Below are 23986 nucleotides of genomic sequence, written 5' to 3'. Positions count from 1 at the left end.
CCCAGGCGTCTGCATCGCGGGCAAGCCCGGCTCCCACATTCAGCTAACTCACCCGCTGACCCTGAGGCGGATATCAGGCTGCTACAGGTATGCATTCAGCTTTTTGCAGTCGGCCAAGCCCGTCCTCGTGACGGGCTTTTTCATTCTGGCGAGCCATACTTGCCCAGTCGCCCAATCAAGGAAACCCAACCGGTGCAGGTGTTGATCCAATGGACGTTGAAGCTGGTGTGCCTGTTGTGGCTCATCCAGGTGCCCATGAGCCTGGCCGCCGTCAGCCTGCCGTTCAAACTGGTCCCGGCGTTTATCCCGCTTGAACCTATGCCGCTGGCGCCAACGGAGCAGCAGTGGTTGGCGGCGCATCGGACACTCAAAGTGGGTATCTCGATAGATGACTACCAGCCGATCGATATCACCCGCGACCGCAATCGCTACCAGGGCATCAGCGCCGATTATTTGAGCCTGGTTGGCGCGCGGCTGGGTGTGCCCATGCAAGTGCTGGGCTTCTCCGAGCGCGCCCAGGCGGTCGAAGCGCTGCGCAACGGCACCATCGACATTCTCACCAGTGCCAATGGTTACGAGCGTGACGTACCTGGCCTGCAATTCACCCCGGACTACATGCCCGACCGCTCGGTGGTGGTGCTGCGTCGCGACGATACCCAAGGCGACGATCTGGCCGGCAAGAAGCTGGTGTTGCTCGACGGCTACGCCAACGTGCAGAAGGTGCACGCGGCGTATCCCGACAGCCACATCATGCTCGCCCCCAACCTCTACAGCGGCCTCGAAGCCTTGAAGCAAGGTGACGTCGATGCGTTTATCGGCAACGAAGTGATTGTGCGCGCCTATAAATCGCTGCGGCCTTACCTGGGGTTGCAGATCAAGGAGCAGAGCCGGCTGGCGCCCATCGGTTTTGCCTTCGCCACCCGCCAGGCAGATCCGTTGTTGGGGGCCATGATGAACCGCGCGCTGGCAAGCCTTGACGAGTCGGTGCAGCGTGAAATCCTCGCGCGCTGGACCACCGGGCTCGGCGTCGGTATCAGTGGTGAGCGCGTTGCGTTGTCGGCGTCGGAGCAGGCCTGGGTGCGTGAGCATCCCCATGTCGTGGTGGTGGCCCAGCAGATGTCGCCTTACATTTTCAGGGACAAGGACGGCCAGTGGGTTGGCCTGAATGTCGACCTGTTGAATCGCATCTCGCGCATGACCGGTTTGCAGTTCGTCTATGAAGAGGTGGGTTCTACTGCGCAAACCCTGGAATGGCTGGAAACCGGCCGGGCACAGATGAACACGACCCTGGCTGTGAATCAGGAGCGCAGTGCGTTGCTCAACTTCAGTCATGGTTTTGGCGGGTCCGGCTGGGTGTTTATCGAACGTGCCGATGCCTCGCCCCTGACGGGCTTGAACCAGTTGGACGGCAAGGTGCTGGCATTGCCGGCGCGCCACGTCTTGGAGAGCCAGATTCGCCATGACCATCCGCGTATCAAGTTGCGCTTGGTGGACAATTACAACCAGGCCCGTGAGCTGGTACGACGGGGCGAGGCGGCCGCCACGATACAGACCGAAGTGGAAGTGCAGAGTTACCCGGAAGATGGCCTACGTATCGGACGCAGTGTCGATGGCAAGTGGTCGTCCAACTGCCTGTCGGTGCGCAAGGACCAACCTGAGCTGCTGAGCATTCTGAACAAGGCCCTGGAGGCGTTGCCGGTGGCTGAGCTGAGTGCGTTGCGCCTGCGTTGGATCGGTGCCGTGGCGATTCCGCTGCCGGCCTGGCAACGCGTACCGCCATGGGCCTATTGGACGGTGGCCACGGCGCTGCTGTTTGTGTTGGTGTCGCTGGTGTGGAACAGCCGGCTCAAGCGCCAGATTCGCCAACGGCTGGAGGCCGAGCAACGGCTCAACGACCAGTTGGCGTTCAAGCGCGCACTGCTCGACGGCATGCCCAACCCGCTGTTCGTCCGCGACCTGGACGGGCGCCTGGTGACCTGCAATAAAAGTTATGAACAGCAATTGGCGACCCGGCTGGAGCTGATCCAGGGCCTGACGCTGATGGAGAGCAAGGTCGTGCCCGACGCCACAGCGGCACGCCTGCACGAAGGCCACATGGAGCAATTGGCCACGCAGCAGCCGTTGTTTGTCGACCGGCAATTGGAGCTCAACGGCGGCAGTTATCACGTCTACCAGTGGACCGTGCCTTTTTTTGATGCCCAGGGCCGTCTGCAGGGATTGTTGGGCGGTTGGATCGATATCAACGAACGCAAAGACCTGGAGCGCCAGTTGATGGACGCACGCCAGGCCGCCGACGAAGCGAACTACGCCAAAAGTGCATTTCTCTCGGCCTTGAGCCACGAGATTCGCACTCCCATGACTGCCATCATTGGCTTGCTCGAACTGGAGCAAGAGCGTTGCCTGGCAAGCGGCCAGCCGGTTTCCGAGGCGCTGCAGGTGGCCCATCGTTCGGCGCGCGAGCTGATTGCGCTGATGGGCGACAGCCTGGACTTGGCCAAGATCGAGGCCGGCCACCTGCAACTGGCGCCACAGACCACCGAGTTGAAGCGTTTTTTCGAGGGCATTCAGAGCCTGTTCGAAGCCACAGCGCAAAAGAAGGGCCTGCACCTGACCCTGGCGTTTGATCCGGCTGCTCAGGGTTATTACTGGTTCGACCCGCTGCGGTTACGCCAGGTGATGCACAACCTGTTGGGCAATGCGCTCAAATTTACCGAGCGGGGCGGGGTTCACCTCAGCGTGACTTGCCAACGGGATGAGACCGATACCGAATACCTGCACCTGTGCGTCAAGGACAGTGGCCCGGGCATCAGCGCCGAGCAACAGCCGCGGGTGTTCAAGCCTTTTACTCAGGTGAGCGCCTTGACCGCTGCGCAACACGGTGGCACCGGGCTGGGCCTGAGTATCTGCAAGCAACTGGTGGAATTGATGGGCGGCAGCATTCACCTCGATAGCGTGGTGGGCGAGGGGACGGTGGTGTGCATTGACCTGCGCCTAGACCGGGTCAGCACCGATGATGTGCCGGCAACGCCCACCGCGACGTTGTTACCGACGGGGCGCAGCCTGTCGATACTGGTGGTGGATGATTTGGCGGCCAACCGCCTGGTGCTGGCGCAGCAGTTGCAGTTCCTCGGTCATCAAGTGGTCGCCCTGGAGTCGGCCGAGGCCGCGTTGCAACGCTGGCGTGAGCAACGTTTTGACGTGTTGGTCACCGATTGCCAGATGCCCGGCATGTCCGGTTATGCCTTGAGTGCGGCGATACGGCGCCTCGAAGCCGAGGAGCAACGGCCTCGTAGCGCGCTGGTGGGTTGCACCGCGAACGCCATGAAAGATGAACAACGCCGCTGCGAGGACGCCGGTATGGATGAACTGCTGGTCAAGCCGGTGACCTTGGAACACTGGACCCAAGTGCTGGCACGCCTGGCACCCCAGCGTTCGTTCGATATCCAGGCCCTGCGCACCATGACCCAGGCCGATGGCCCGGTGCTGCAAAGCATGTTGCAGGAACTGGCCAAGAGCCTGGACCACGAACACGAGGTGTTGGCGGGTGCCCTGGCCGAGCGCGACGTGGCACGCTTGAATGCATCGCTGCACCGGCTCAAGGGCATTTGCTCGCTGGTGGACGCACTGCCACTGGCCAAGGCCTGTGTCGCCCTTGAGCAATGCGCCCGTGAACAGCGCGGCGCCGAGCTTGAAGAACCCTGGTTGCGCTTGTCCGAGGTGCTCAAGGCGTTTCGTCGCGACCTGCAACCTTATCTGGATGCGTAACCCAGCCCGTATGCCGATCAGCCAAGCGAACGCAATGCTCAAGGCAACGAAGATCAAATGTGGGAGCTGGCTTGCCGGCGATAGCGGTAGTGCAGTAACAGATGTAGCGACTGACACACCGCCTTCGCCGGCAAGCCAGCTCCCACAGGAGGTCTGCGCTTGACCGACAAGGCTTGCCCCTCCCACATTTAAAGAAGCTTTTAGGACACGTCCTATGGGATACGGCGTAGCGTATGGCTACTGTGCAGGACTTTCTCTGTACCGACACCCTTACCCATGCGATCCCTGAACGTCCTGATCCTCGAAGACAACCCGTTTCAACTGATGGCCCTGCACCAGATGCTCAATGCCAACGGTGTGTTCAATGTGCGGGCCGCGGAAACGGTCGAAATTGCCCGCCAGTCCCTGGACAGCAAAGGCCCGGTGGATATCGCCATCTGCGACCTGTACCTGGAGCAGGGCGATGGCCTGGCGTTGATCCGTGAGTTGGCGGAACGCCGCCTGGCCCAGGTGTTGATCCTGCTCAGCAACGCCGAGCCCGACGTGCTGGAAGGCGTGGCGAACATGGCTCGCCAATTGGGGCTCAAGGTCTTGGCGTGCTTGCCCAAGCCGGCCTCGGCCAAGCTGATCGGGCAAGTATTGAGCGATTGTCAGGAGCACTTGCGTCCAGGGCCAGCGGTGCTGTCCTGGGAGCGCGTCCGTCAACTGCTGAGCTTGAGCGAGCAGGAACAACTGCCGCCCTCGGCGGATGTCAGCCAGGCGACTATCGCAGCCTGTGGCAGGGTCTGGTACCAGCCCATCGTCAGTCAGGCCGGTGTGTTGCAAGGGGTGGAGGCGCTGGCGCGTTGGCAGTTGCAGGACGGTGAGCTATTGCTGCCTGACGAGTTCCTGCCAGTGCTGGAGTTTGCCGGCATGGAAGAGGCGTTTACCTGGCATGTGCTGGAGCAGGCGCTTGGCCTGGCGAACCAGGTGATGGGCGAAAGCGGCCGAGTGCTGCCGGTAGCTGTGAACATTCCCGGGCGTATGCTGGAGCGCGAGCACTTCCCCCAGGTGCTGCAAGGTTTGCTGCAACTTCATGGTGTGCCCGCCCATAGCCTGACCCTGGAGTTGGTGGAAACCTCGACGCTGAAAACCGACAGCGCCCATGTCACTGGGTTGCTGCGCTTGCGCATGTTGGGTTGCCAGTTGTCCATCGGCGACTTCGGCATGGGCGGCACCAGCCTGCAGCATTTGCTGGAACTGCCTTTTACCGAGCTGAAAATTCCCCCGGCGTTTGCCTGTGGGATGGCCAATGATGATCGCAAGGCCGCTGTGGTGGCGGGCGCCATGAGCATGGCGGCGCGCCTGGATGTCGCCGTGGTGGTCACCGGCGTGGAAACCGCCGCCGATTATCACGCCGTGGGCGAACTGGGCGCGGCGTGGCTGCAAGGTTGCTTTATCGCCCGGCCGATGGAGGCCGAGACGCTCAAGCAATGGATCGCGTTCCAGGCTAGGCCAGCCCGTGTTCCTGCACGTAAATAAACAGGGCGGCATCGTTGACCAGCCCCAGCTTGCGCATGGCGCTGACTTTTTGCGCGCTGACGGTCTGCTTGCTGCGGTGCAGGTGCGCGGCGATCTCGCCCACCGTCATGCCACTGGCCAACAGGCGAATCACCTCCAGTTCCCGGGGTGACAGGTGCTCCTGGGAGTGCAGGCGATCAGCGCCGACTTCCCCGGCCAGGCTCAGCGCCTGGCGGATGGTCTGGGCCACATAGGTACGTTGCTGGCGAACCTGGCGGATCGCCTGGGGCAGCTCATCGGCCAGGCTGGCCTTGCTCAGCAAGCCCATCACGCCCAACGCCAGGATGGAATGAAACAACCCGGCATTGTTGAGCATGGTCACCACCACAATGGGCAGGTGCGGATAGTGCCGGCGCAGTTGCTCGATCAAGCGCAACCCGTCGGCTTGGGGCTCGACGGGCATCATGAAGTCGGTCACCACCACATCGCAGGCACAGTGTTGCAACAACGCACTGAGGGCCTGGGGGGAATTGGCCTCGCCGACGATGCTGATATGCGTGTCACGCTCGAGCACGGCGCGCAGGCCAATCAGGAAAATCGGGTGATCGTCGGCAATCACGATACGCAAGGGCGGTTCAGACGCAGCTCTCAAGGCAGGCTCCCGGGACAATCCAGGGATTCTAGCCTGTGCGCCGTTGTTTTTTCTCTGTCATCTTTTCCGTGCATGCTCGTTTTCCTCAAGCAGTGGATTACACAAAAGGTAGAACTTTCTGCTTTGAGCACGGGTCACTTGAATGTCAGCCTCTTCGTGACATTTTTGTTTTTCGAACCTTTTTCGAATGATTGAGTGGTGATCGAGATGGAAAGTATCAACCTATTGCTCAGCCAAGCACTGAGCCCTTATCAGGTTACGCTGACCTCTGCCGGTATGCGCGACGACTGCCTGGTAACCGTGAAGAACCCCGGTGGTGCCATCGTGGTTGAACGTGAAGTCGATCGTGCGCAATTGAGCGACAAGCGCGCGCTGGTGGATGTGGTGGATTGCCTGCTCCGCGACCTGAAAATCGCCGAAGGGCGCCTGGAACCTTCAGTCATCGCTGCCTTGCGCAACGCCTCCCAAACCCGTGGCGGCGCACTGGCATGAAACATTATTTTTCTTCGGAACCTTCCTACAAGGTGGTCAGTCAGAGTTTGTAACAGCAAGAGCAGGCATTGTGCTCCGGTGTTTGTCGCTTGCTGTGCGGGTCTTTTTGTAGACCACGTTTAACCCCGAGTTGTCTCCCCACTGCTCGGGGTTTCTTTTTGCCTGGGATTTGTCAGATCGCGCCATCCTCGCGCAGGCGAGTGATAGCCGCCGCGTCGTAGCCCAAGGCATTGAGCACCAGGCTGTTGTGTTCACCCAGTTGCGGGCCGACCCATTCGCAGCTGCCCGGTGTGTCCGAGAGCTTGGGCACGATGCCGGGCATCTTGAAGTCCTTGCCGCCCGGCAACTGCGCCTTGAGGAACATTTCCCGGGCCAGGAATTGCGGGTCGCCCAGCATGTCTTCGGCGCTGTAGATGCGGCTGGCGGGCACCTCGGCTTTGTTCAGATGCTCAATCACCTGGTCGAGAGACAGCGAATTGACCCAGCGATCAATCACGCCGTACAGCTCATCGCGGCGAGCGTCACGCCCGTCATTGCTGGCCAGTGCAGGGTCGTCCGCCAAGTCGTCACGGCCGATCACCCGCATGAAGCGCTTGAAGATTGCATCGCCATTGGCGCCGATCTGCACATGCTTGCCGTCTGCGGTGGTGTGGATCGAGGACGGGGTGATACCGGGCATGATGTTGCCGGTGCGCTCACGGATAAACCCGAACACATCGAACTCGGGGATCATGCTTTCCATCATGGCGAAGATGGCCTCATACAGCGCCACATCCACCACCTGGCCCAAGCCGCCGTTGACTTCGCGGTGACGCAGCGCCATCAGCGCGCCGATCACTGCCCACAACGCGGCAATCGAGTCGCCGATGGAAATCCCGGTGCGCACCGGCGGGCGGTCCTCGAAGCCGGTGATATAGCGCAAGCCGCCCATGGACTCGCCCACCGCGCCAAACCCCGGCTGGTCCTTCATCGGTCCCGTCTGGCCGAAGCCCGAGAGGCGTACCATCACCAGCTTGGGGTTGAGGGCGTGCAGGGTTTCCCAGCTCAGGCCGAGTTTCTCTAGCACGCCTGGGCGGAAGTTTTCGATCAGGATGTCGGCGTCGGCCAACAGTTGCTTGAGGATCGCCAGGCCTTCAGGGTGCTTGAGGTTGAGGGTCAGCGACTGCTTGTTACGGGCCTGCACGAACCACCACAGCGAGGTGCCTTCATACAGCTTGCGCCATTTGCGCAGCGGGTCGCCGCCGTCCGGGGATTCGACCTTGATCACCTCGGCGCCGAATTCAGCGCAAATGCGTGAGGCAAACGGGCCGGCGATCAAAGTGCCCAGTTCGATGACTTTCAGGCCGGCAAGTGGTTTGGCAGTGAGCGACATGGGGATCCTTACGAGCGCGGGACGATGATGTCCTGCTTTTTAACATAGGCGAGCCGCGCGGATGCAGCGCAGTATTCGTTCAATGCCCTCGCCATCGGTTAGACTGGCCGCCTTTCCTTGTCTTTAGAAGCCCGTTCATGGCCCAGCCGTCCACGACCTACAAATTCGAACTCAACCTCACCGACCTCGACCGCTCGGTGTACGAGAGCGTCAAACAGACCATCGCCCGCCACCCTTCGGAAACCGAAGAGCGCATGACCGTGCGCCTGCTGGCGTACGCCCTCTGGTACAACGAGCAGTTGGCGTTCGGGCGTGGCCTGTCGGATGTAGACGAACCGGCCCTGTGGGAAAAAAGCCTGGATGATCGGGTTTTGCACTGGATCGAAGTCGGCCAGCCAGATGCCGACCGCCTGACCTGGTGCTCGCGTCGCACCGAACGCACCAGCCTGCTGGCCTATGGCAGCCTGCGCGTGTGGGAAGGCAAGGTGGTGCCGGTGGCCAACAACCTGAAAAACGTGCACATCGCTGCCGTGCCCCAGGAAGTCTTGGAGACCCTGGCCAAGGACATGCCGCGGGTGATCAAGTGGGACGTGATGATCAGCGAAGGCACGATCTTTGTGACCGATGACCGTGGCCAGCATGAAGTGCAACTGCAATGGCTGGTCGGCGAGCGCGGTTGAAAAGGTGGGAGCTGGCTTGCCTGCGAGGGCATCCACTCGGTGTGTCTGATGTACCGAGTCGTATGCATCGCAGGCAAGCCAGCGCCCACACTTGATCTCTGCTGCGTTCACTTTCTGTGTTTAACCGATGTATTAGAAGAGAAGCTCCCGTCACCCCATGCGTATCGATCCCCGCCCATTGCCCGCCGTCCTGCCTTTTCTCGGTGAACTGCCGCCGCTGTTGACCCGCCTTTACGCCGCACGCGGGGTGCAGTCGGAGGCCGAGCTGGACAAGAGCCTGGCGCGGTTGATTCCCTATCAGCAGCTCAAGGGCATCGATGCGGCGGTGGACTTGCTGGTGACGGCCCTGGAGCAACGCCAGCGCATCCTGATCGTCGGTGACTTCGACGCCGATGGCGCCACGGCGAGTACCGTGGGCACCCTGGGCCTGCGTTTGCTTGGCGCGGCCCATGTCGATTACCTGGTGCCCAACCGCTTCGAATACGGCTACGGCCTGACCCCGGAAATCGTCGCGGTGGCGCTGGAGCGCGAGCCGCAGTTGCTGATCACCGTGGACAACGGTATCTCCAGCGTCGAAGGCGTGGCGGCGGCGAAAGCGGCGGGGTTGCAGGTGCTGGTGACCGACCACCACTTGCCCGGCGATGAACTGCCGGCCGCTGACGCCATCGTCAATCCTAACCAGCCGGGCTGCACATTTCCCAGCAAGGCCCTGGCCGGCGTCGGCGTGATCTTCTATGTATTGATGGCCCTGCGTGCACGGTTGCGCAGCCTGGGTTGGTATGACAACAAGCCCCAGCCGAACATCGGTGAACTGCTTGATCTGGTGGCCCTGGGCAGCGTCGCTGACGTGGTGCCGCTGGACGCCAACAACCGCATCCTCGTGCACCAGGGGCTGGAGCGTATTCGGGCCGGTCGGGCGCGGCCGGGGATCAAGGCGATCCTGGAAGTGGCCAAGCGTGATCATGCGCGTATCACCTCCACCGACCTGGGTTTTATCCTCGGCCCGCGCCTGAATGCCGCCGGACGCCTGGATGATATGAGCTTGGGCATCGAATGCCTGCTTACCACGGACTTCGCCGCCGCACGGGAAATGGCCGCGCAACTGGACGGCATGAACCAGGACCGTAAGTCCATCGAGCAAGGCATGCAGCGCGAGGCCCTGGCCCAGCTCAAGGACCTGCCGGTGGAGTCGATGCCGTACGGTCTGTGCCTGTTTGACCCGGAGTGGCACCAAGGGGTGATCGGGATCCTCGCGTCACGTATGAAGGAGCGTTATTTCCGCCCGACCATCGCCTTCGCCGATGCCGGTGATGGCCTGCTCAAGGGCTCTGGACGCTCGGTGCAAGGCTTTCATATCCGCGATGCGCTGGCGGTCGTCGCCAGCCAGCACCCCAACCTGATCACCAAGTACGGCGGCCACGCCATGGCGGCGGGGCTGACCTTGCCCGAGGCCAACTTCCCGTTGTTTGCGCAAGCCTTCGATGCCGAAGTGCGCCGGCAACTGCGCGAAGAAGACCTCACCGGCCGCCTGCTTTCAGACGGCACCCTGGCGGTTGAAGAATTTCACCTGGAACTGGCCCGCGCCCTGCGCCATGCCGGCCCGTGGGGGCAGCACTTTCCCGAGCCGTTGTTTCACGGGGTATTCCAATTGGTGGAGCAGCGGGTGGTGGGCGAGCGGCATTTGAAAGTGGTGCTCAAGAGCGAGTGCGGGTCGGTGAAGCTCGATGGCATCGCCTTTGGTGTGGACCGCGAAGTGTGGCCAAACCCGACGGTGCGTTGGGTGGAATTGGCCTACAAGCTGGATGTGAATGAATTTCGTGGCAATGAGACGGTGCAACTGATGATTGCGCACATCGAACCGCGCTAGTTTTCATCAACACCACGTACCACTGTGGGAGCGGGCTTGCCCGCGATGACGGAGTGTCAGTCAACGCTACTGTGACTGAGCCACCGCTATCGCGGGCAAGCCCGCTCCCACATTGGGTCTTAGGTTAAGCTGGAGTTATTCGGCTTTGGCCTGATGCTTGACGATAATATCCACCAAGCGCTTGGCCAGCGCCGGGTAGTTCTCATCGAAGTGATGCCCGCCCGGCAGCTTCATGGCTTCGCCCACGGCGGTCTTGTCGGTGCAGCCACTCTCGTCGACTTCTTCGGCGCCGTAGATGCACACGACTTTCTCAGGCGGCAGCTTGGCCATTTCCGGGCCGGTGGCGGCTTCTTTGCCGGCGTTGCCCAGCCAGCCTTCCACTTCGATTTCAAAGCTGCCGGTACGGGCGAAGGCCAGCAGGATGATCGCGTCCACCCGTTGCTGTTCGTTCTCTGGCATACGGTTGTAGATGGCCGGCAATACGTCGGCGCCGAACGAGTAACCGGTCAGCACGAAGCGCTTGGTGCCCCACTTTTGCCGGTAGTGTTGCATCAGCTCGGTGAGGTCCTTGGCGCTTTGCTCCGGCGTCTTGTGCTGCCAGTAGTAGCGCAGGGTGTCGATGCCCACCACCGGGTAGCCGATCTTCGCCATCTCGCCCGCCACGTCGCGGTCCAGGTCGCGCCAGCCGCCGTCACCGGAGAGGAATAGGGTCACGGTGTCCTTGGCTTGGCCAGCAGGCACTTCCACCACCGGAATCGCCAGGCCGCCGTTGTCCGAACCGACCAGTTGCTTGCGCAGTTCGTTATTCAGCACCTGTGGGTAATGAATGTCGTAGTCGCTGATGCTGGTAGTAGCGCGCGGTGTGTCACGTACGAAACTGGCGCTTTCATCGTCGGGGTTATCGTTCCACGCCACCAGCCAGCTGCCATGGGCGGCGGTTTTCGGCAGCGGGTCGTTGCAGCCTTCCTGTTTCAGGGCGAAGCCCACGGAGATGGCGTTGGCCTTGTCGTCGTTCTGGGTGGCCAGCCAGCGCCAGGCGAGTGCGGCGCCAGGGCCGATGCCGCTGACCAGGGTTGCCGGGCCTTTGAGCTGGGCCAGGGCGCCTTGCAGGGCTTTTTCCTGCAGTGCGCAGTCATCCTTGGGCAGCACCACCTGAACCAGTTGCGCAGCACCACCCTGGCTCAGGGCAATCAGTTGGCTGTCGGTCAGGGTTTCGTCGGCCATCACCGCCACGGCCACGCGGGCTTTTGCGTTGCTGGCCGGGGTTACGCGGGTCATTACCGAACCGTCGGCCTGGGGCAAGTGCTCCAGGGTCGGTTGCGGGGCGGGGCGGTTCCAGTACCAGAAGCCACCCGCCGCGATCAGCGCAAGCAGCACCACTAAAGCCAATACATACCGCCAGGAGCGTCGAATCATCAGCGTTTCACCAATCCAGTCAAGCCGCCCGCGATCAGGGCGGCGGTATCGGCCAATGCCACCAGCGGATCCAGTCCTGCGGGCACGGCCATGTAACGGGGTTCCCAGTCGGGCTGGAACTTGTCTTTGAAGCGGCGCAAACCTTGGAAGTTATACAGTTGCTCGCCACGGCGGAACACCATCGAGCCCAGGCGCTGGGTCAGCGGTGCGCCACGGCGCGGTTGCAAGCCCGACAACGGCACCATGCCGAGGCTGAAGCGCGCGTAGTCGTGGCTCTTATAGTGTTGAATCAGGCCCACCATCATGAACTCCATGGTCAACTTGGGCGCGTCCGGGTGGGCACGCATCAGGTCGAGGCTGGCCAGGTCATGATTATAGGTTTCGAGCAGATTGGCGAAGGCCACCGGGCGCCCTTCGAAGCGAATGATCGCGATACGAAAGTGCTTGAGGTAATCATCGCTGAAACGGCCCAGGGAGAAGCCCTTTTCCCGCACATTCTTACCTGTAAGCCAGGCGTCGGAGATGACTTTTAATTCATCCATCGGCGCCTTGCCCGGTTCGCAGATTTCCAGGGACAGGCCGTCCCGGGTGCCACGGTTCCAGGTGTAGCGCAAATCCTTCATTTCCTTGCCCTTGGCTTCCAGGTCAAAGCGTTTCAGGTCGACGCGGGCTTCTTCACCCAGTTTGATCGCGGTGAGGCCGATGTCCATGTAATACGGCAGGTTCTCGGCGCGTACCTGATAGAACACCGGACGGGCGTGGTGGATGTCGCACAGGTCGCGGAACTGCCAGATCATCTCGGCGCGCGGTTGGGTCGGGCCGATCGGGTCGTACAAGGCCACCAGGCTACGCCCGCGACGGGCATACATCAGGAAGGCTTCATCGTTAGGGTGAAACAGCAGCGCCTTGTCGCCGGTGAGCGCCAGGCCGCCGTCGGGTTGGGACGAGGCCATCAGGATCTTGCTGGCGCGCTCCAGTTCTTCCGGGGTCGGCAGGTGGATGACCGGGCGTGCCGTGCGCAGCAGCCAGGTCAGCGACACGATCACCAGTAACACGGCGGCGCCGAGCAGCGAACGCAAGCCACGTGGGGCGTTGGCATCTAGGGTGAACTGCCACCAGAGTTGATGGCTGTAGGGCACGTCCTGGTAGGCAAACAGCAACAGCCAGATCGAAGCGCCGAGCACACAGACACTGGCCACCAGGTACAGCGGCGAAAACGGCAACTCGGTCAGGCGACTGGCGCGGTAGAAGGAGCGTCGGAAGATGGCCAGCAGCACCGCGGTCATGGTCATCAGGCTGGCTTCTTCCCAGTCGAAGCCTTTAAGCAGCGAGAGCAGGGCGCCGACCAGCAGCAACACCATGGTCAGCATCCAGGCGGCCGACAACCGCCGGCGCAGGCCTTGGGCGAGCAACAGGCACAACACACCGATCAGGCTGGCACCGAAGTGCGACGCGTCAATCAGGCGATGGGGAATCAGGAAACCGATGTTTTCCAGGCGTGAGTCGATCTCTGGCGTGGCGCCGGAAAACAGCAGGACCACGCCGGACAAAAAAACCAGGACGGCCAATACTGGCGCTGCCAGCCCCGACGCTACCCGCAGACTTTGCTGGGTCTGGAACAGGCGCTGGGCCTCGTTGACCAGCAGGAATACACAGGCGATCAGCAGCGGCAGCACCACGTAGATCATGCGGTACAGCAGCAAGGCAGCAGCCAGGGGCGCGGCACCGAGTTTGTCGGCAAAGGCCGCCAGCAGGATCGCTTCGAATACCCCCACGCCGCCCGGCACATGGCTGAGCACACCGGCGGCCAGGGCCAGCAGGTACACCAACAGGAACGGGCCGAAGGGCGGCGCTTCCGGCAACAGCAGATACAGCACGGTGGCGGCTGCGGCGACGTCCAGTGCGGTGATGATCAGTTGCAGGAAAGTCAGGCGTCGGCCAGGCAGGCGCAGGGTACGGCGCCCGGCCTTGACCAGCAGGTTGTCGGGGTAGGGCTGTTCCGGCAGGCGGCGGCGATAGATGCCGATGCACAGCAGGGCCGACAACAGCAGCACGGCGCCGGCAATGCCGCCGAGCAGGCTTTGCGATAAATGCAGGTAAGTGGAGGCGGCCGGCAAGTTACTCAACGTGGCCAGCGCGGCCAGCGGTGGCAGGGCACAGCCCAGGGCCAGGCTGGCGAATACGGTCATGTGCGCCACTTCCGAGGCGCCGATGCCATGGCGTGCATATAAACGGTAACGCACCGAACCCCCCGAGAGCATCGACAAGCCAATGGCGTTGCCGATAGCAAAGGCGGTGAAACCACCCAGGGCCAGGGTCTTGGCGGGCAATTGCACGCCGGCATAACGCGCGCCGGAGAACTCATAGCCGAGCAGGATTACAAAACCGGCGACCGCCGCCGCAAAGGCCCCCAATAGGGCCGGCTTGGGCACTTCCAGGATCGAATCGTGCAGGGCGTAGAGGTCCAGCTCCAGCAGCAGGTGCCGGCAGGCGATCAGGGCGATTGCAAACAGCAGAAGCGTCACGGCCAGGCCGATGGGCTGGCGGTATTTGCTCAACAGGTCCAGCCACCGCAAACGGGTGGGAGTGATCGGTTGTTCTGCTGTAACGGTGTCTTGTGGTTCAGACGAGTTGGCGCGCATCAATCACCTCGTGGATTGTGCGCGACAGGATGGAGGTATCCAGCCAAGTTACCAATCCCTATGGACAAAATAATTACAAATATTAACGCGGATCACCGGGCGCGGCGACTGCGGCCATTGGTCGTAGAGGGGTAGCGCTTGAGCATTGAGCATAGCGTGCAATGAGATGGACTCTGCAAACCGTCTACGGTTTCATGAAAGATGCCATGTCATTGTTTCAGAAGAACTTTTTCGTCAGATACAAAAAAGGCCACTCTTTCGAGTAGCCTTTTTTGATGTTTGGTTGCGGGAGCCGGATTTGAACCGACGACCTTCGGGTTATGAGCCCGACGAGCTACCAGACTGCTCCATCCCGCGTCTGTGGGCGGCATTCTACAGCCCAGCGGCGGGGTGTCAACCGTTAATGAGCTGATCGCTGAAATAAGCGCTAATTATTCTGAAATCAAGGTGTTGGCTGCATTGTGCAGGCAAAAACAAGCGCGCACAAAAAAGGCCACTCTTTCGAGTAGCCTTTTTTGATGTTTGGTTGCGGGAGCCGGATTTGAACCGACGACCTTCGGGTTATGAGCCCGACGAGCTACCAGACTGCTCCATCCCGCGTCTGTGTGTCGGCATTCTACAGAGGAACGCGAGTGTGTCAACCTGTGAATCAAACAAAAGCGCTTGTGGTTCAATCGGTTAGCTCTCCAAAGAGGGGGCGTGAAGTGCTCTGGGCCAGTCAGGCCAAGGCTTTCAGCTCTATCGGAAGCCCGAATTCGATTGAAAAAATAAATTCATCAAGGAAACTTCCTACCACTTGGAAGGAAGAATCAAACTACTGGTGCTATATACAGGTGTGAATGCGATACTGGCCACCCGTTGGTTCACACCCCGTTTATATGACGCAGCGCAAAATCATCCACGTTGACTGTGATTGCTTCTACGCCGCCATCGAGATGCGTGACGACCCGAGCCTGGCGCAAAAGCCCTTGGCGGTGGGCGGTTCGGCGGACCGGCGGGGGGTGATCGCTACCTGCAACTACGAGGCGCGAGCGTATGGGGTGCGTTCGGCGATGTCGTCACGTCATGCCTTGAAGCTCTGCCCGGACTTGACCATTGTTAAGCCGCGCATGGATGCCTATAAAGAAGCGTCGAAAGAAATCCAACTGATCTTCCGCGACTACACCGACTTGATCGAGCCGTTGTCGCTGGATGAGGCTTACCTTGATGTGTCTGACAGCCCGCATTTTGGCGGCAGCGCCACGCGTATTGCCCAGGACATTCGGCGCCGGGTCTCCAACCAGTTGCATATCACTGTGTCTGCCGGCGTGGCGCCCAACAAGTTTTTGGCCAAGATCGCCAGCGACTGGAAAAAGCCCAACGGCCTGTTTGTGATCACGCCGGATCAGGTTGAAGACTTTGTCTCGCAGTTGCGTGTCAGCAAGCTGCATGGCGTGGGCAAGGTCACCGCTGACAAGCTGGCGCGCCTGGGCATCGAAGACTGCCTGCAATTGCGCGACTGGAACAAACTGGCGCTGGTGCGCGAATTCGGCAGTTTTGGCGAGCGCCTCTGGAGCCTGGCCCGTGGAATTGATGACCGTGTGGTGCAAAACGACAGCCGTCGGCAATCGATTAGCGTGGAAAACACCTACGATGTGGACTTGCCGGATCTTTCAAGCTGCCTGGCGAAACTGCCGGAGCTGATGGAGACCCTGGCCGGGCGCATGGCGCGTATCGACAGCAGCTACCGGGCGGGCAAGCCGTTCGTGAAAGTGAAGTTTCATGACTTTACCCAGACGACGCTGGAGCAGGCCGGGGCAGGACGGGATCTGGAGAGTTATGAACAGTTGATGACCCAGGCGTTCAATCGCGGGGGCAAGCCGGTGCGGTTGCTGGGGATAGGCGTACGGTTGCTGGACCTGAGCGGCGGCAACGAACAGCTCGAGTTTTCCTGGTAAAAACCCGAAACAAATGTGGGAGCTGGCTTGCTTGCGATAGCCGTGTGTCAGTCAAGAATGCTTTAACTGATACACCGCTATCGCAGGCAAGCCAGCTCCCACAGTTTGATCTTTACAGGTATTGCACGATCAGCGTGCGCCAGGATCGGCGACTAACCGCCCCCCATCCTTGGTCAACGCCTGCACAAACTCCTGCTGCAACTCCGGATCATTGCGCGTCAGTTCAATCAGGCTTTGTTCCAGCTCGCTGGCTTCTTCTTCCAGGCCCAGCTCCGACAAGCGTTTGACCCGGTGTACCCACTGGTTCACTTCGTCATCTTCCAGGTCGTCATAGATCAGGGCATGGGCTTCGAGCAGCTTGCTGCGCAGCGTGTTGCTGACCGCCAGGGTCGAGTCGGTATGCACGTCGTCCTGGCCATCCGCCACAGTGATTTTCAGCGTGGTGACGCGGTTCAGGTCCTGCTCGGCAAAGGGGCTGTCCAACAGGTTAAGGCGCAGTATGCCGTTACGGTCGGTGGTCAGCTCGTGGGTCTGCTTGCCGGCGGTGACTTGCACCGGGCGCTCGCTCCAGGGCAGGCTCGAATACTCCAGGCGCTTGTCACGCTGGACTTCATCGATAGCCGCCAGGTTCTGTTGCGCACGGCCGTGGGATTGCACGTTCATGAACGGGTTGATGCCGTCCACGCCATAGCTCAACCAGTCATGGGTCACACTCGTGGGCAGGTTGCCGAGGGCGAAGATATTCACCACGTTAGCACCCACGCCCGCCACCAGCGCCACGGCACCCAGGGGCATCTCATAGAGTTTGCGCCAGGGCTGGTAGGGTGTGTAGCGGTCGTAACGACGGGTGACTTCGAATTCGGTGACCTCGAAGGTCTTCTGCTCATGAATGCGAACCCGGCGTTGCGGTAGCTCCAGCACTTTAGGCTCGCCTACATCGATCTGCAGGCTGTGGTCGAGCAACTTACGCTCGACCCGCTCCTCGTGTTCACTGCGTTGCGACATCTGATTGGCGCAGCCGCTGACCAGCAGGGCGCCGCACAAGGCGGCGCCCCCCAGGGCTCTGGTGTTTCGCTTGAACATGACTTCTCTTGATCTGGTTTTCAGCGACGAATACGCGCCTGGAGGAAAGACAGCACCTCAGCCACCGGCAACGGTTGGGCTTCGGCTTCGGTCCGGCTCTTGTATTCCAGATTGCCATCCGCCAGGCCGCGGTCACTGACCACGATCCGGTGCGGGATGCCAATCAGTTCCATGTCGGCGAACTTGATGCCCGGGCTGGTTTTCTTGTCCCGATCATCGAGCAGCACTTCAAAACCGGCGGCGGTGAGTTCCGCGTACAGTTTGTCGGTGGCTTCGCGTACTTGCTCGGTTTCATAGCGCAATGGCACCAGGGCCACCTGGAACGGCGCCAGCGCGTCACTCCAGATGATGCCTTTCTCGTCGTTGTTCTGCTCGATGGCAGCGGCCACCACGCGGGATACGCCAATGCCGTAGCAGCCCATGTCCAGGGTGATCGGCTTGCCGTTCTCACCCAGTACTTCGCACTTCATCGCCTTGCTGTACTTGTTGCCCAGCTGGAAGATGTGCCCGACTTCGATGCCGCGCTTGATCTCCAGGGTGCCCTTGCCATCCGGGCTCGGGTCGCCGGCCACGACGTTGCGCAGGTCGGCCACGGTCGGAACCGGCAGGTCACGCTCCCAGTTCACGCCGAAGTAGTGCTTGTCGTCGATGTTGGCGCCGATACCGAAGTCGCTCATCAGCTCAACGGAACGGTCGATGATGATCGGCAGTGGCAGGTTCAGCGGGCCGAGGGAACCGGCACCGGCGCCAATGGCGTCGCGCAGTTCGGCATCGGTGGCCATGACCAGCGGGCTGGCTACGCCAGGCTGGTTAGCGGCCTTGATTTCGTTGAGCTCGTGGTCGCCACGGATCACCAGGGCGATCAGCTTGCCTTCTTCTTCGGCGCGCACGATCAGGGTCTTGATGGTCTTTTCAATCGGCAGATTGAATTTCTCCACCAGGGCCGCGATGGTCTTGGTGTCTGGCGTGTCGACCAGGCGCAGCTCCTCGGTGGGAGCAGGGCGCGAGGTTTCACGTGGTATGGCTTCGGCCTTCTCGATGTTCGCCGCGTAGTCGGAACCGTTGCTGAACACGATATCGTCTTCGCCAGACTCGGCCAGCACGTGGAATTCGTGGGAGCCGGCACCGCCGATGGAGCCGTTGTCCGCTTCAACCGGGCGGAACTTCAGGCCCAGGCGCGTGAACACGTTGCAGTAGGCCTGGTGCATGCGGTCGTAGGTCGCTTGCAGGGAAGCCTGGTCGGCGTGGAACGAATAGGCGTCCTTCATGATGAATTCGCGGCCACGCATCAAGCCGAAGCGTGGGCGGATCTCATCACGGAACTTGGTCTGGATCTGATACAGGTTGAGCGGCAACTGCTTATAGCTGCTCAACTCGTTGCGCATCAGGTCGGTGATGACTTCTTCGTGCGTCGGGCCGGCGCAGAAATCGCGGCCATGACGGTCTTTGAAGCGCAGCAACTCAGGGCCGTACTCTTCCCAGCGCCCGGATTCCTGCCACAACTCAGCCGGTTGGGTGCTCGGCATCAACACTTCCAGAGAGCCGGCAGCGTTCATTTCTTCACGAACGATGGCTTCGACCTTGCGCATCACCTTCAAGCCCATGGGCAACCAGGTGTACAGGCCCGAGGCCAGTTTGCGGATCATACCGGCGCGCAGCATCAACTGATGGCTGATTACAACCGCGTCGGAAGGCGTTTCTTTCTGTGTGGCGAGCAAATATTGACTGGTACGCATGGTAGGCCGTTGTCGGTTGCTTGGACTTGAAATGACTTGGGATTGTACGGGCGCTTGTCGCCGGAGTACAGGCGTGAGGTGGCGGGGCGTATCTGTCGTAACGGTCGCTTGTGTGGGAGCTGGCTTGCCTGCGATAGCGGCGCTGGGTTCACCACCGCTATCGCAGGCAAGCCAGCTCCCACATTGACTGAGTCGTGTCAGTCTTCCGGCGGGGGATTCAGCCGGGCGCGGCGGTTCTCCTGGAACCAATGCAACGCAATCAGCAGCAGCGTCGGCACGCCCAGCAGGCAGGTGATCATAAAGAAGTTGTGGTAACCGAACTTCTCCACCATCACGCCTGAATAGCCGCCGATCAAACGTGGCAGCAACAGCATGATCGAACTGAGCAGCGCATATTGGGTGGCGGAGAACTTGAGGTTGGTGAGGCTCGACAGGTAAGCCACGAATGCCGAGGTGGCCATGCCCGAACTGAAGTTGTCCAGGGAGATGGTGACGATCAACATCTGCAGGTCGGGGCCCATGTCGGCGAGCATCACGAACAGCAGGTTGGTACCGGCCGAGGCCACGCCGCCGATGAACAGGATCGGCAATATGCCGAACCGCACGATCAACAGGCCGCCCATGCCGGCGCCGAGCAGGGTCATGATCAGGCCGAAGATCTTGCTCACTCCGGCGATCTGGTCCTTGGTGAAACCCTGGTCGATATAGAACACGTTGGCCATGACGCCCATCACCGTGTCGGACATGCGATAGGTGGCAATCAGCCCGAGCAGCAGCAGCGCCTGCCAACGGTAGCGCAGGATAAAGTCGTTGACCGGCGTGAGCACGGGCGCCAGGCCCCGGCGGCCCATGGCTGAAAGGCACAGGGTAGTGAGGATGATATAGAGGATGGCGCGCAGGAACGCGCGGTCTTCCATCAGCAGTTCCCACAAACTCACGCCCTGGAACAGCACGCTGGCGAAGTCGGTGTTGTACAACTGAGTGAACATCGCCGGCACCGAGACCAACAGCACGATCAGCACAAACACCGACACCAACTGGTGCATGAAACTGTAGCGGCCGGCCTGCAACTGGGTGCGCAGTGGCACATCAGGTTCACGCATGAGGAAGGTGGTGAGCAACGCCGGCACCATCAACACGCCGAACAACACATAGGTGCCGGTCCAGGCCGAGTGTTTATAGTTGAAGCCGGTGGAGCCAAAGCCTTCGGCAAAGAACAGCGCACCGGCGGTGGCCAGCAGGGCGGCAATGCGATAGCCGGACATGTAGCTTGCCGCCAGGGCGGCCTGACGGCTGTCGTCGGCGATTTCCAGGCGGTAGGCATCCACGGCGATATCTTGGGTGGCCGACGCGAAGGCGACGATCACCGCGATGGCGATCAACCAGGACAGGTGTTTTTGCGGGTCACAAAAACCCATGCCGATCAATCCGAGGATCACCAGCGATTGGGCCAGCACCAGCCAGGAGCGACGACGCCCCAGTTTACCGAGCAACGGCAAGCGCCATTGATCGAGCAGCGGCGACCAGACCCATTTAAAGGCGTAGGCCAGGCCGATCAGGCTCGCATAGCCAATGGTCTCGCGAGCCACACCGGCTTCACGCAGCCACACCGAAAGCGTCGAAAACACCAACATGTAAGGCATGCCGGCGGCGAAACCGAGCAACAACAGCACTAACGTCGAAGGGCTGGCATAGGCGGCGAGCGCGGCGCGCCAGGTTTTACGGGGCATGGGCTGGAGTCTGCCTCAGATTTGCGGAAACAAAGCGCGCACTCTAACCGCTGTGCTCTACCGGGCGCCAGCCATGACGCTGAATATCAACACGATTGTTCAGGATAGTGACGCCTTCGCTACGTAAACGCGCACGTTGTTCGTCGCCCGAGGCACTGCCCACCGGCAGGCTTATCCGACCACCGGCACCCAGCACCCGATGCCAGGGCAACCGCGTGTCTTGCGGCAACTGGCTCAGGGTGCGCCCGACCCAGCGGGCAGCACGGCCCAGACCCGCCAGGTGGGCCAGCTCGCCGTAACTCACCACGCAGCCTTCGGGCACCTGCGATAACGTCAGGTACAAGGCGGTGCGGCGCATCCCGGCAGGGCTTTGTGGTGCATCTGCAGGTGGGATCACTGTGGAGATATCCGTTGAGATCGTCGTTGTTTTGTCAGAAACGTCTGTAAACATGACGATGAGTATTGAACTCAATATAAATCCTTGAGTCAGTTCTAGCCATGTAACACTATAACGCCCCTTTTTTCGCCTATCCTGAGCCCCGTACCTGCTTATGTTGTCCAGAACCCTGTTGTGCCTTGCTGTTTTCAGTGCTTCCACGCCCTTGCTTGCCGATACCGTCTGGTTGAAAAACGGTGACCGGCTCACTGGCAAGATAAAAGTCTTCGACGGTGGCAAGTTGCTGATCCAAACCACCTACGCAGGCTCCATTCCGGTGGACTGGAAGCAGGTCAAAACCCTGGAAAGTGACCAGGAGCTGCTGGTCAAGCAGGACGCCTACAGCGGTGAAAAGGCCAAGTCCTTGCAGGCATCGGATGACGGCAAGGTGGTGCTGGCCAATGGCGAGGCGCCCAAGACGGTGGAACTGGCAAGTATCCAACAGATCATGAAGCCCAAGCCCGTGATCGAAGACCTGGTGTGGAAGGGTAATGTCGACCTGGCGCTGGACTACAAACGCGCGGACAAAGACACCAACGACTACGACATCGACTTCAAGACCTCGGCCCGTCACGGCCAGTGGCGTCATACGGGCAAGGGCGAATATAACCGGGAGTTCCAGGACGACGTCACCACCACCGACAACTGGGCCCTGGAATACGACCTGGACCGTTTTATCACCGAGCACTGGTTCTGGCAGGGGCGCCTGACTTATAAGCGCGACAAGGTCGAAGACCTGGCGCGCCAGCGCACCGTGGGTACCGGCCCGGGCTACCAGTTCTGGGACGATGAGTTGGGCGCGTTCTCCCTCGGATCGCTGGTCAACCGTACCGATTACGAATATGCCGACGGCGGCAAGGACAACTTCTACTCTCTGGCCATGAAGTGGAACTACAACCGCTACTTGGTGGGCAAGACCGTGGAGTTCTTCACCAACGGCGAATTGGGCAAGCCTCTGGACGGCCCGGCCGATTACTCCCTGGATGCCGAGATGGGCCTGCGCTACAAAGTCACCGAATGGGCGTCCCTCAATCTCAAGGCCGAGCGTGACGTCATCAGCGGCGACTCCGATAGCAGCTTGAGCAAGACCCGTTACACCGCAGGCTTCGGCGTGGCCTGGTAAACCGGCGTCGGCCACTCTGGCAACCTGCGCAGATATTGATTACCTTGTGTTGAGATCCATTCCCATATGCCATGGGCGGCGGAACACCCGAGGAGTCATCTATTGAGCACGCAGGTTGCCAAGAACGCCCGAGAGCTGTTGCTCAAGGAATACCGTGGGGCGCTCGCCACACAGTCCAAAGCCATGCCCGGCTTTCCCTTTGGCTCGGTGGTGCCCTACTGCCTGGACGAGCAGGGCCGCCCGCTGATCCTGATCAGCCGCATTGCCCAGCACACCCACAACCTGCAAAAAGATCCCAAGTGTTCGCTGTTGGTGGGTGAGCGCGAGGCCGATGATGTGCAAGCCGTGGGGCGCCTGACCTACCTGGCCGAAGCCGAGAAGCTGGAAGACCCCGCCGCCATCGAAGCTGCGGCCGAGCGCTACTACCGCTACTTCCCTGATTCGGCCAACTACCACAAGGCCCACGATTTCGATTTCTGGGTGCTCAACCCCGTCCGTCACCGTTACATCGGTGGGTTTGGCGCGATCCATTGGGTCGACCAGTTAACCTTGGCCAACCCGTTTGCGGGCAAGGCCGAGCGCAGCATGATCGAGCACATGAACAGCGATCACACCAAGGCCATCGCCCATTACGTCGAGCTGGGCGGCTTGCCGACCACCGAGCCTGCACAGTTGGCCGGCATCGACAGCGAAGGCATGCACCTGCGCATTGGCCAATCGTTACATTGGCTAGGGTTTGCCGAGCCCTGCAATACGCCGACACAAGTGCGTGAAGCCCTGGTTTCATTGGCGCACGCTGAAGTCTGGCCGAAAAAACCGCGGCTACTGCTTGAATTCACACAACGGCGACGTCATCTAAGGTGAACTGGCAAGGCATTCTTGCGTTGAGGAACCATTTGATGCGCCCTTTTTTATTGCTCTTTCTGCTGTTCCCGGTGCTGGAGCTGTTCGTATTCGTTAAAGTCAGCGGTGCGATCGGGTTTTTCCCGGCACTGTTGCTGATCATCGTAGGCTCCATGCTCGGCGTCCTGGTGCTGCGTGTCGCCGGCCTGGCCACCGCGCTGCGTGCCCGTGAAAGCCTGAACCGCGGCGAACTGCCGGCCCAGACCATGCTTGAAGGCCTGATGATGGCCCTGGCCGGTGGCCTGCTGATCCTGCCGGGTTTTATCAGCGATGTGCTCGGCCTGGTGCTGTTGCTGCCGTTCACCCGCAAGCTGCTGGCCGGCAAAATGCGCCAGCGTGCTGAAGAGGCCGCGATGCGCCAGCGTGCGTTCGCCGACGACCTGCAACCCCGTGGTGGCCCGGCTCCACGCCAACCCCTGGGGCGTGAAGGTGATGTGATCGAAGGCGAGTTCGAACACCGCGACCCTAAGTAACCGCTTCACTGGCACGGCACCTTCGGGTGCCGTGTTGCATTTACCCTTGAGCCGACACAAAAAATTTCATCCTCGGCCCCTTGTAATAAGCCTGGGCGCCCTTATGTAACGGTCACCGCAAGGTTTCTGGTGGTGACATCAGACAGACTTCCGCGTCTCGCCCCGCGAGCCGCGACCGG

The 23986-nt window shown here is 60.9% G+C and carries 17 protein-coding genes and 2 tRNA genes; 9 read left to right on the top strand and 10 right to left on the bottom strand.

Going from position 1 to position 23986, the window contains the following annotated elements; genetic code table 11:
* Positions 1–192 precede the first annotated feature (192 nt).
* Together RHM69_RS14820 and RHM69_RS14815 are read left to right on the top strand one after the other, a co-directional pair.
* Positions 193–3765 (top strand): transporter substrate-binding domain-containing protein, encoded by a 3573-nt coding sequence (locus RHM69_RS14820; RefSeq protein ID WP_200600599.1) that lies wholly within the window; start codon positions 193–195, stop codon positions 3763–3765.
* A 276-nt stretch (positions 3766–4041) separates the two neighbouring features.
* Complete coding sequence (locus RHM69_RS14815) at positions 4042–5286, top strand: EAL domain-containing protein (RefSeq protein ID WP_014719780.1); 1245 nt, start codon at positions 4042–4044, stop codon at positions 5284–5286.
* Here the strand turns inward: RHM69_RS14815 and RHM69_RS14810 are convergent.
* Complete coding sequence (locus RHM69_RS14810) at positions 5255–5917, bottom strand: response regulator transcription factor (protein WP_003193955.1); 663 nt, start codon at positions 5915–5917, stop codon at positions 5255–5257. The genes RHM69_RS14815 and RHM69_RS14810 overlap by 32 nt on opposite strands.
* Before the next feature lie 207 nt (positions 5918–6124).
* Here RHM69_RS14810 and RHM69_RS14805 point away from each other — a divergent pair, with 207 nt between their 5' ends.
* On the top strand, positions 6125–6409 hold the full coding sequence (locus RHM69_RS14805; RefSeq protein WP_020301357.1) for a DUF3509 domain-containing protein: 285 nt from the start codon (positions 6125–6127) through the stop codon (positions 6407–6409).
* Between the two features lie 172 nt (positions 6410–6581).
* On the opposite strand, the gene RHM69_RS14800 is transcribed toward RHM69_RS14805, so the two are convergent.
* Positions 6582–7781 carry a CaiB/BaiF CoA transferase family protein gene (locus RHM69_RS14800; RefSeq protein ID WP_019817243.1) on the bottom strand — a complete coding sequence of 400 codons (1200 nt, stop codon included), beginning with the start codon at positions 7779–7781 and terminating at the stop codon, positions 6582–6584.
* Between the two features lie 137 nt (positions 7782–7918).
* Between RHM69_RS14800 and RHM69_RS14795 the strand changes: the two genes are divergently transcribed.
* Together RHM69_RS14795 and recJ are read left to right on the top strand one after the other, a co-directional pair.
* Positions 7919–8461 (top strand): YaeQ family protein, encoded by a 543-nt coding sequence (locus RHM69_RS14795; RefSeq protein WP_003193952.1) that lies wholly within the window; start codon positions 7919–7921, stop codon positions 8459–8461.
* A 157-nt stretch (positions 8462–8618) separates the two neighbouring features.
* Positions 8619–10328, top strand: coding sequence for a single-stranded-DNA-specific exonuclease RecJ (gene recJ, locus RHM69_RS14790; RefSeq protein ID WP_014719777.1), 1710 nt, complete (start codon positions 8619–8621; stop codon positions 10326–10328).
* A 135-nt stretch (positions 10329–10463) separates the two neighbouring features.
* Here the strand turns inward: recJ and RHM69_RS14785 are convergent, their stop codons facing one another.
* The 4 genes from RHM69_RS14785 to RHM69_RS14770 all read right to left on the bottom strand — a co-directional run bounded on the left by RHM69_RS14785 (position 10464) and on the right by RHM69_RS14770 (position 14986).
* The gene (locus RHM69_RS14785; RefSeq protein WP_014719776.1) at positions 10464–11744 is read right to left on the bottom strand and encodes a virulence factor family protein; all 1281 of its coding nucleotides are present in this window, start codon (positions 11742–11744) and stop codon (positions 10464–10466) included.
* Positions 11744–14386 carry a bifunctional lysylphosphatidylglycerol flippase/synthetase MprF gene (gene mprF, locus RHM69_RS14780; RefSeq protein ID WP_014719775.1) on the bottom strand — a complete coding sequence of 881 codons (2643 nt, stop codon included), beginning with the start codon at positions 14384–14386 and terminating at the stop codon, positions 11744–11746. Before mprF ends, RHM69_RS14785 begins: the two co-directional genes overlap by 1 nt.
* A gap of 280 nt (positions 14387–14666) precedes the next feature.
* A tRNA-Met gene (locus RHM69_RS14775) sits at positions 14667–14743 on the bottom strand.
* Positions 14744–14909: 166 nt separating this feature from the next.
* Positions 14910–14986 (bottom strand) — tRNA-Met (locus RHM69_RS14770).
* Positions 14987–15264: 278 nt separating this feature from the next.
* On the opposite strand from RHM69_RS14770, the gene dinB reads away from it, so the two are divergent.
* Positions 15265–16323 (top strand): DNA polymerase IV, encoded by a 1059-nt coding sequence (gene dinB, locus RHM69_RS14765; protein ID WP_014719774.1) that lies wholly within the window; start codon positions 15265–15267, stop codon positions 16321–16323.
* A 129-nt stretch (positions 16324–16452) separates the two neighbouring features.
* Here the strand turns inward: dinB and RHM69_RS14760 are convergent, their stop codons facing one another.
* The 4 genes from RHM69_RS14760 to RHM69_RS14745 form a co-directional block, all read right to left on the bottom strand.
* A complete protein-coding gene (locus RHM69_RS14760) occupies positions 16453–17406 on the bottom strand; it encodes a hypothetical protein (protein WP_032902715.1) in 954 nt (317 codons plus the stop codon).
* A 20-nt stretch (positions 17407–17426) separates the two neighbouring features.
* The gene (locus RHM69_RS14755) at positions 17427–19142 is read right to left on the bottom strand and encodes a proline--tRNA ligase (RefSeq protein ID WP_060766540.1); all 1716 of its coding nucleotides are present in this window, start codon (positions 19140–19142) and stop codon (positions 17427–17429) included.
* A 197-nt stretch (positions 19143–19339) separates the two neighbouring features.
* Entirely contained in the window at positions 19340–20872 is a 1533-nt protein-coding gene (locus tag RHM69_RS14750) for an AmpG family muropeptide MFS transporter (RefSeq protein WP_014719771.1), read from the bottom strand.
* Between the two features lie 43 nt (positions 20873–20915).
* Positions 20916–21230, bottom strand: a complete 315-nt coding sequence (locus tag RHM69_RS14745) for an MGMT family protein (protein WP_020301352.1) — start codon at positions 21228–21230, stop codon at positions 20916–20918.
* Positions 21231–21423: 193 nt separating this feature from the next.
* Between RHM69_RS14745 and RHM69_RS14740 the strand changes: the two genes are divergently transcribed.
* From RHM69_RS14740 to RHM69_RS14730, 3 genes are all read left to right on the top strand, one after another.
* On the top strand, positions 21424–22431 hold the full coding sequence (locus RHM69_RS14740) for a DUF481 domain-containing protein (RefSeq protein ID WP_014719769.1): 1008 nt from the start codon (positions 21424–21426) through the stop codon (positions 22429–22431).
* Positions 22432–22533: 102 nt separating this feature from the next.
* A complete protein-coding gene (locus RHM69_RS14735; protein WP_200600590.1) occupies positions 22534–23295 on the top strand; it encodes a HugZ family protein in 762 nt (253 codons plus the stop codon).
* Positions 23296–23330: 35 nt separating this feature from the next.
* Entirely contained in the window at positions 23331–23807 is a 477-nt protein-coding gene (locus tag RHM69_RS14730) for an FxsA family protein (protein WP_003193941.1), read from the top strand.
* Positions 23808–23986: the final 179 nt, after the last annotated feature.

It is taken from the genome of Pseudomonas sp. CCI1.1, from assembly GCF_034348165.1.
Classification (GTDB): domain Bacteria; phylum Pseudomonadota; class Gammaproteobacteria; order Pseudomonadales; family Pseudomonadaceae; genus Aquipseudomonas; species Aquipseudomonas paracarnis.
The sequence above is the reverse complement of the archived record's forward strand: the minus strand, read 5'-3'. Positions and strand labels throughout refer to the sequence as shown.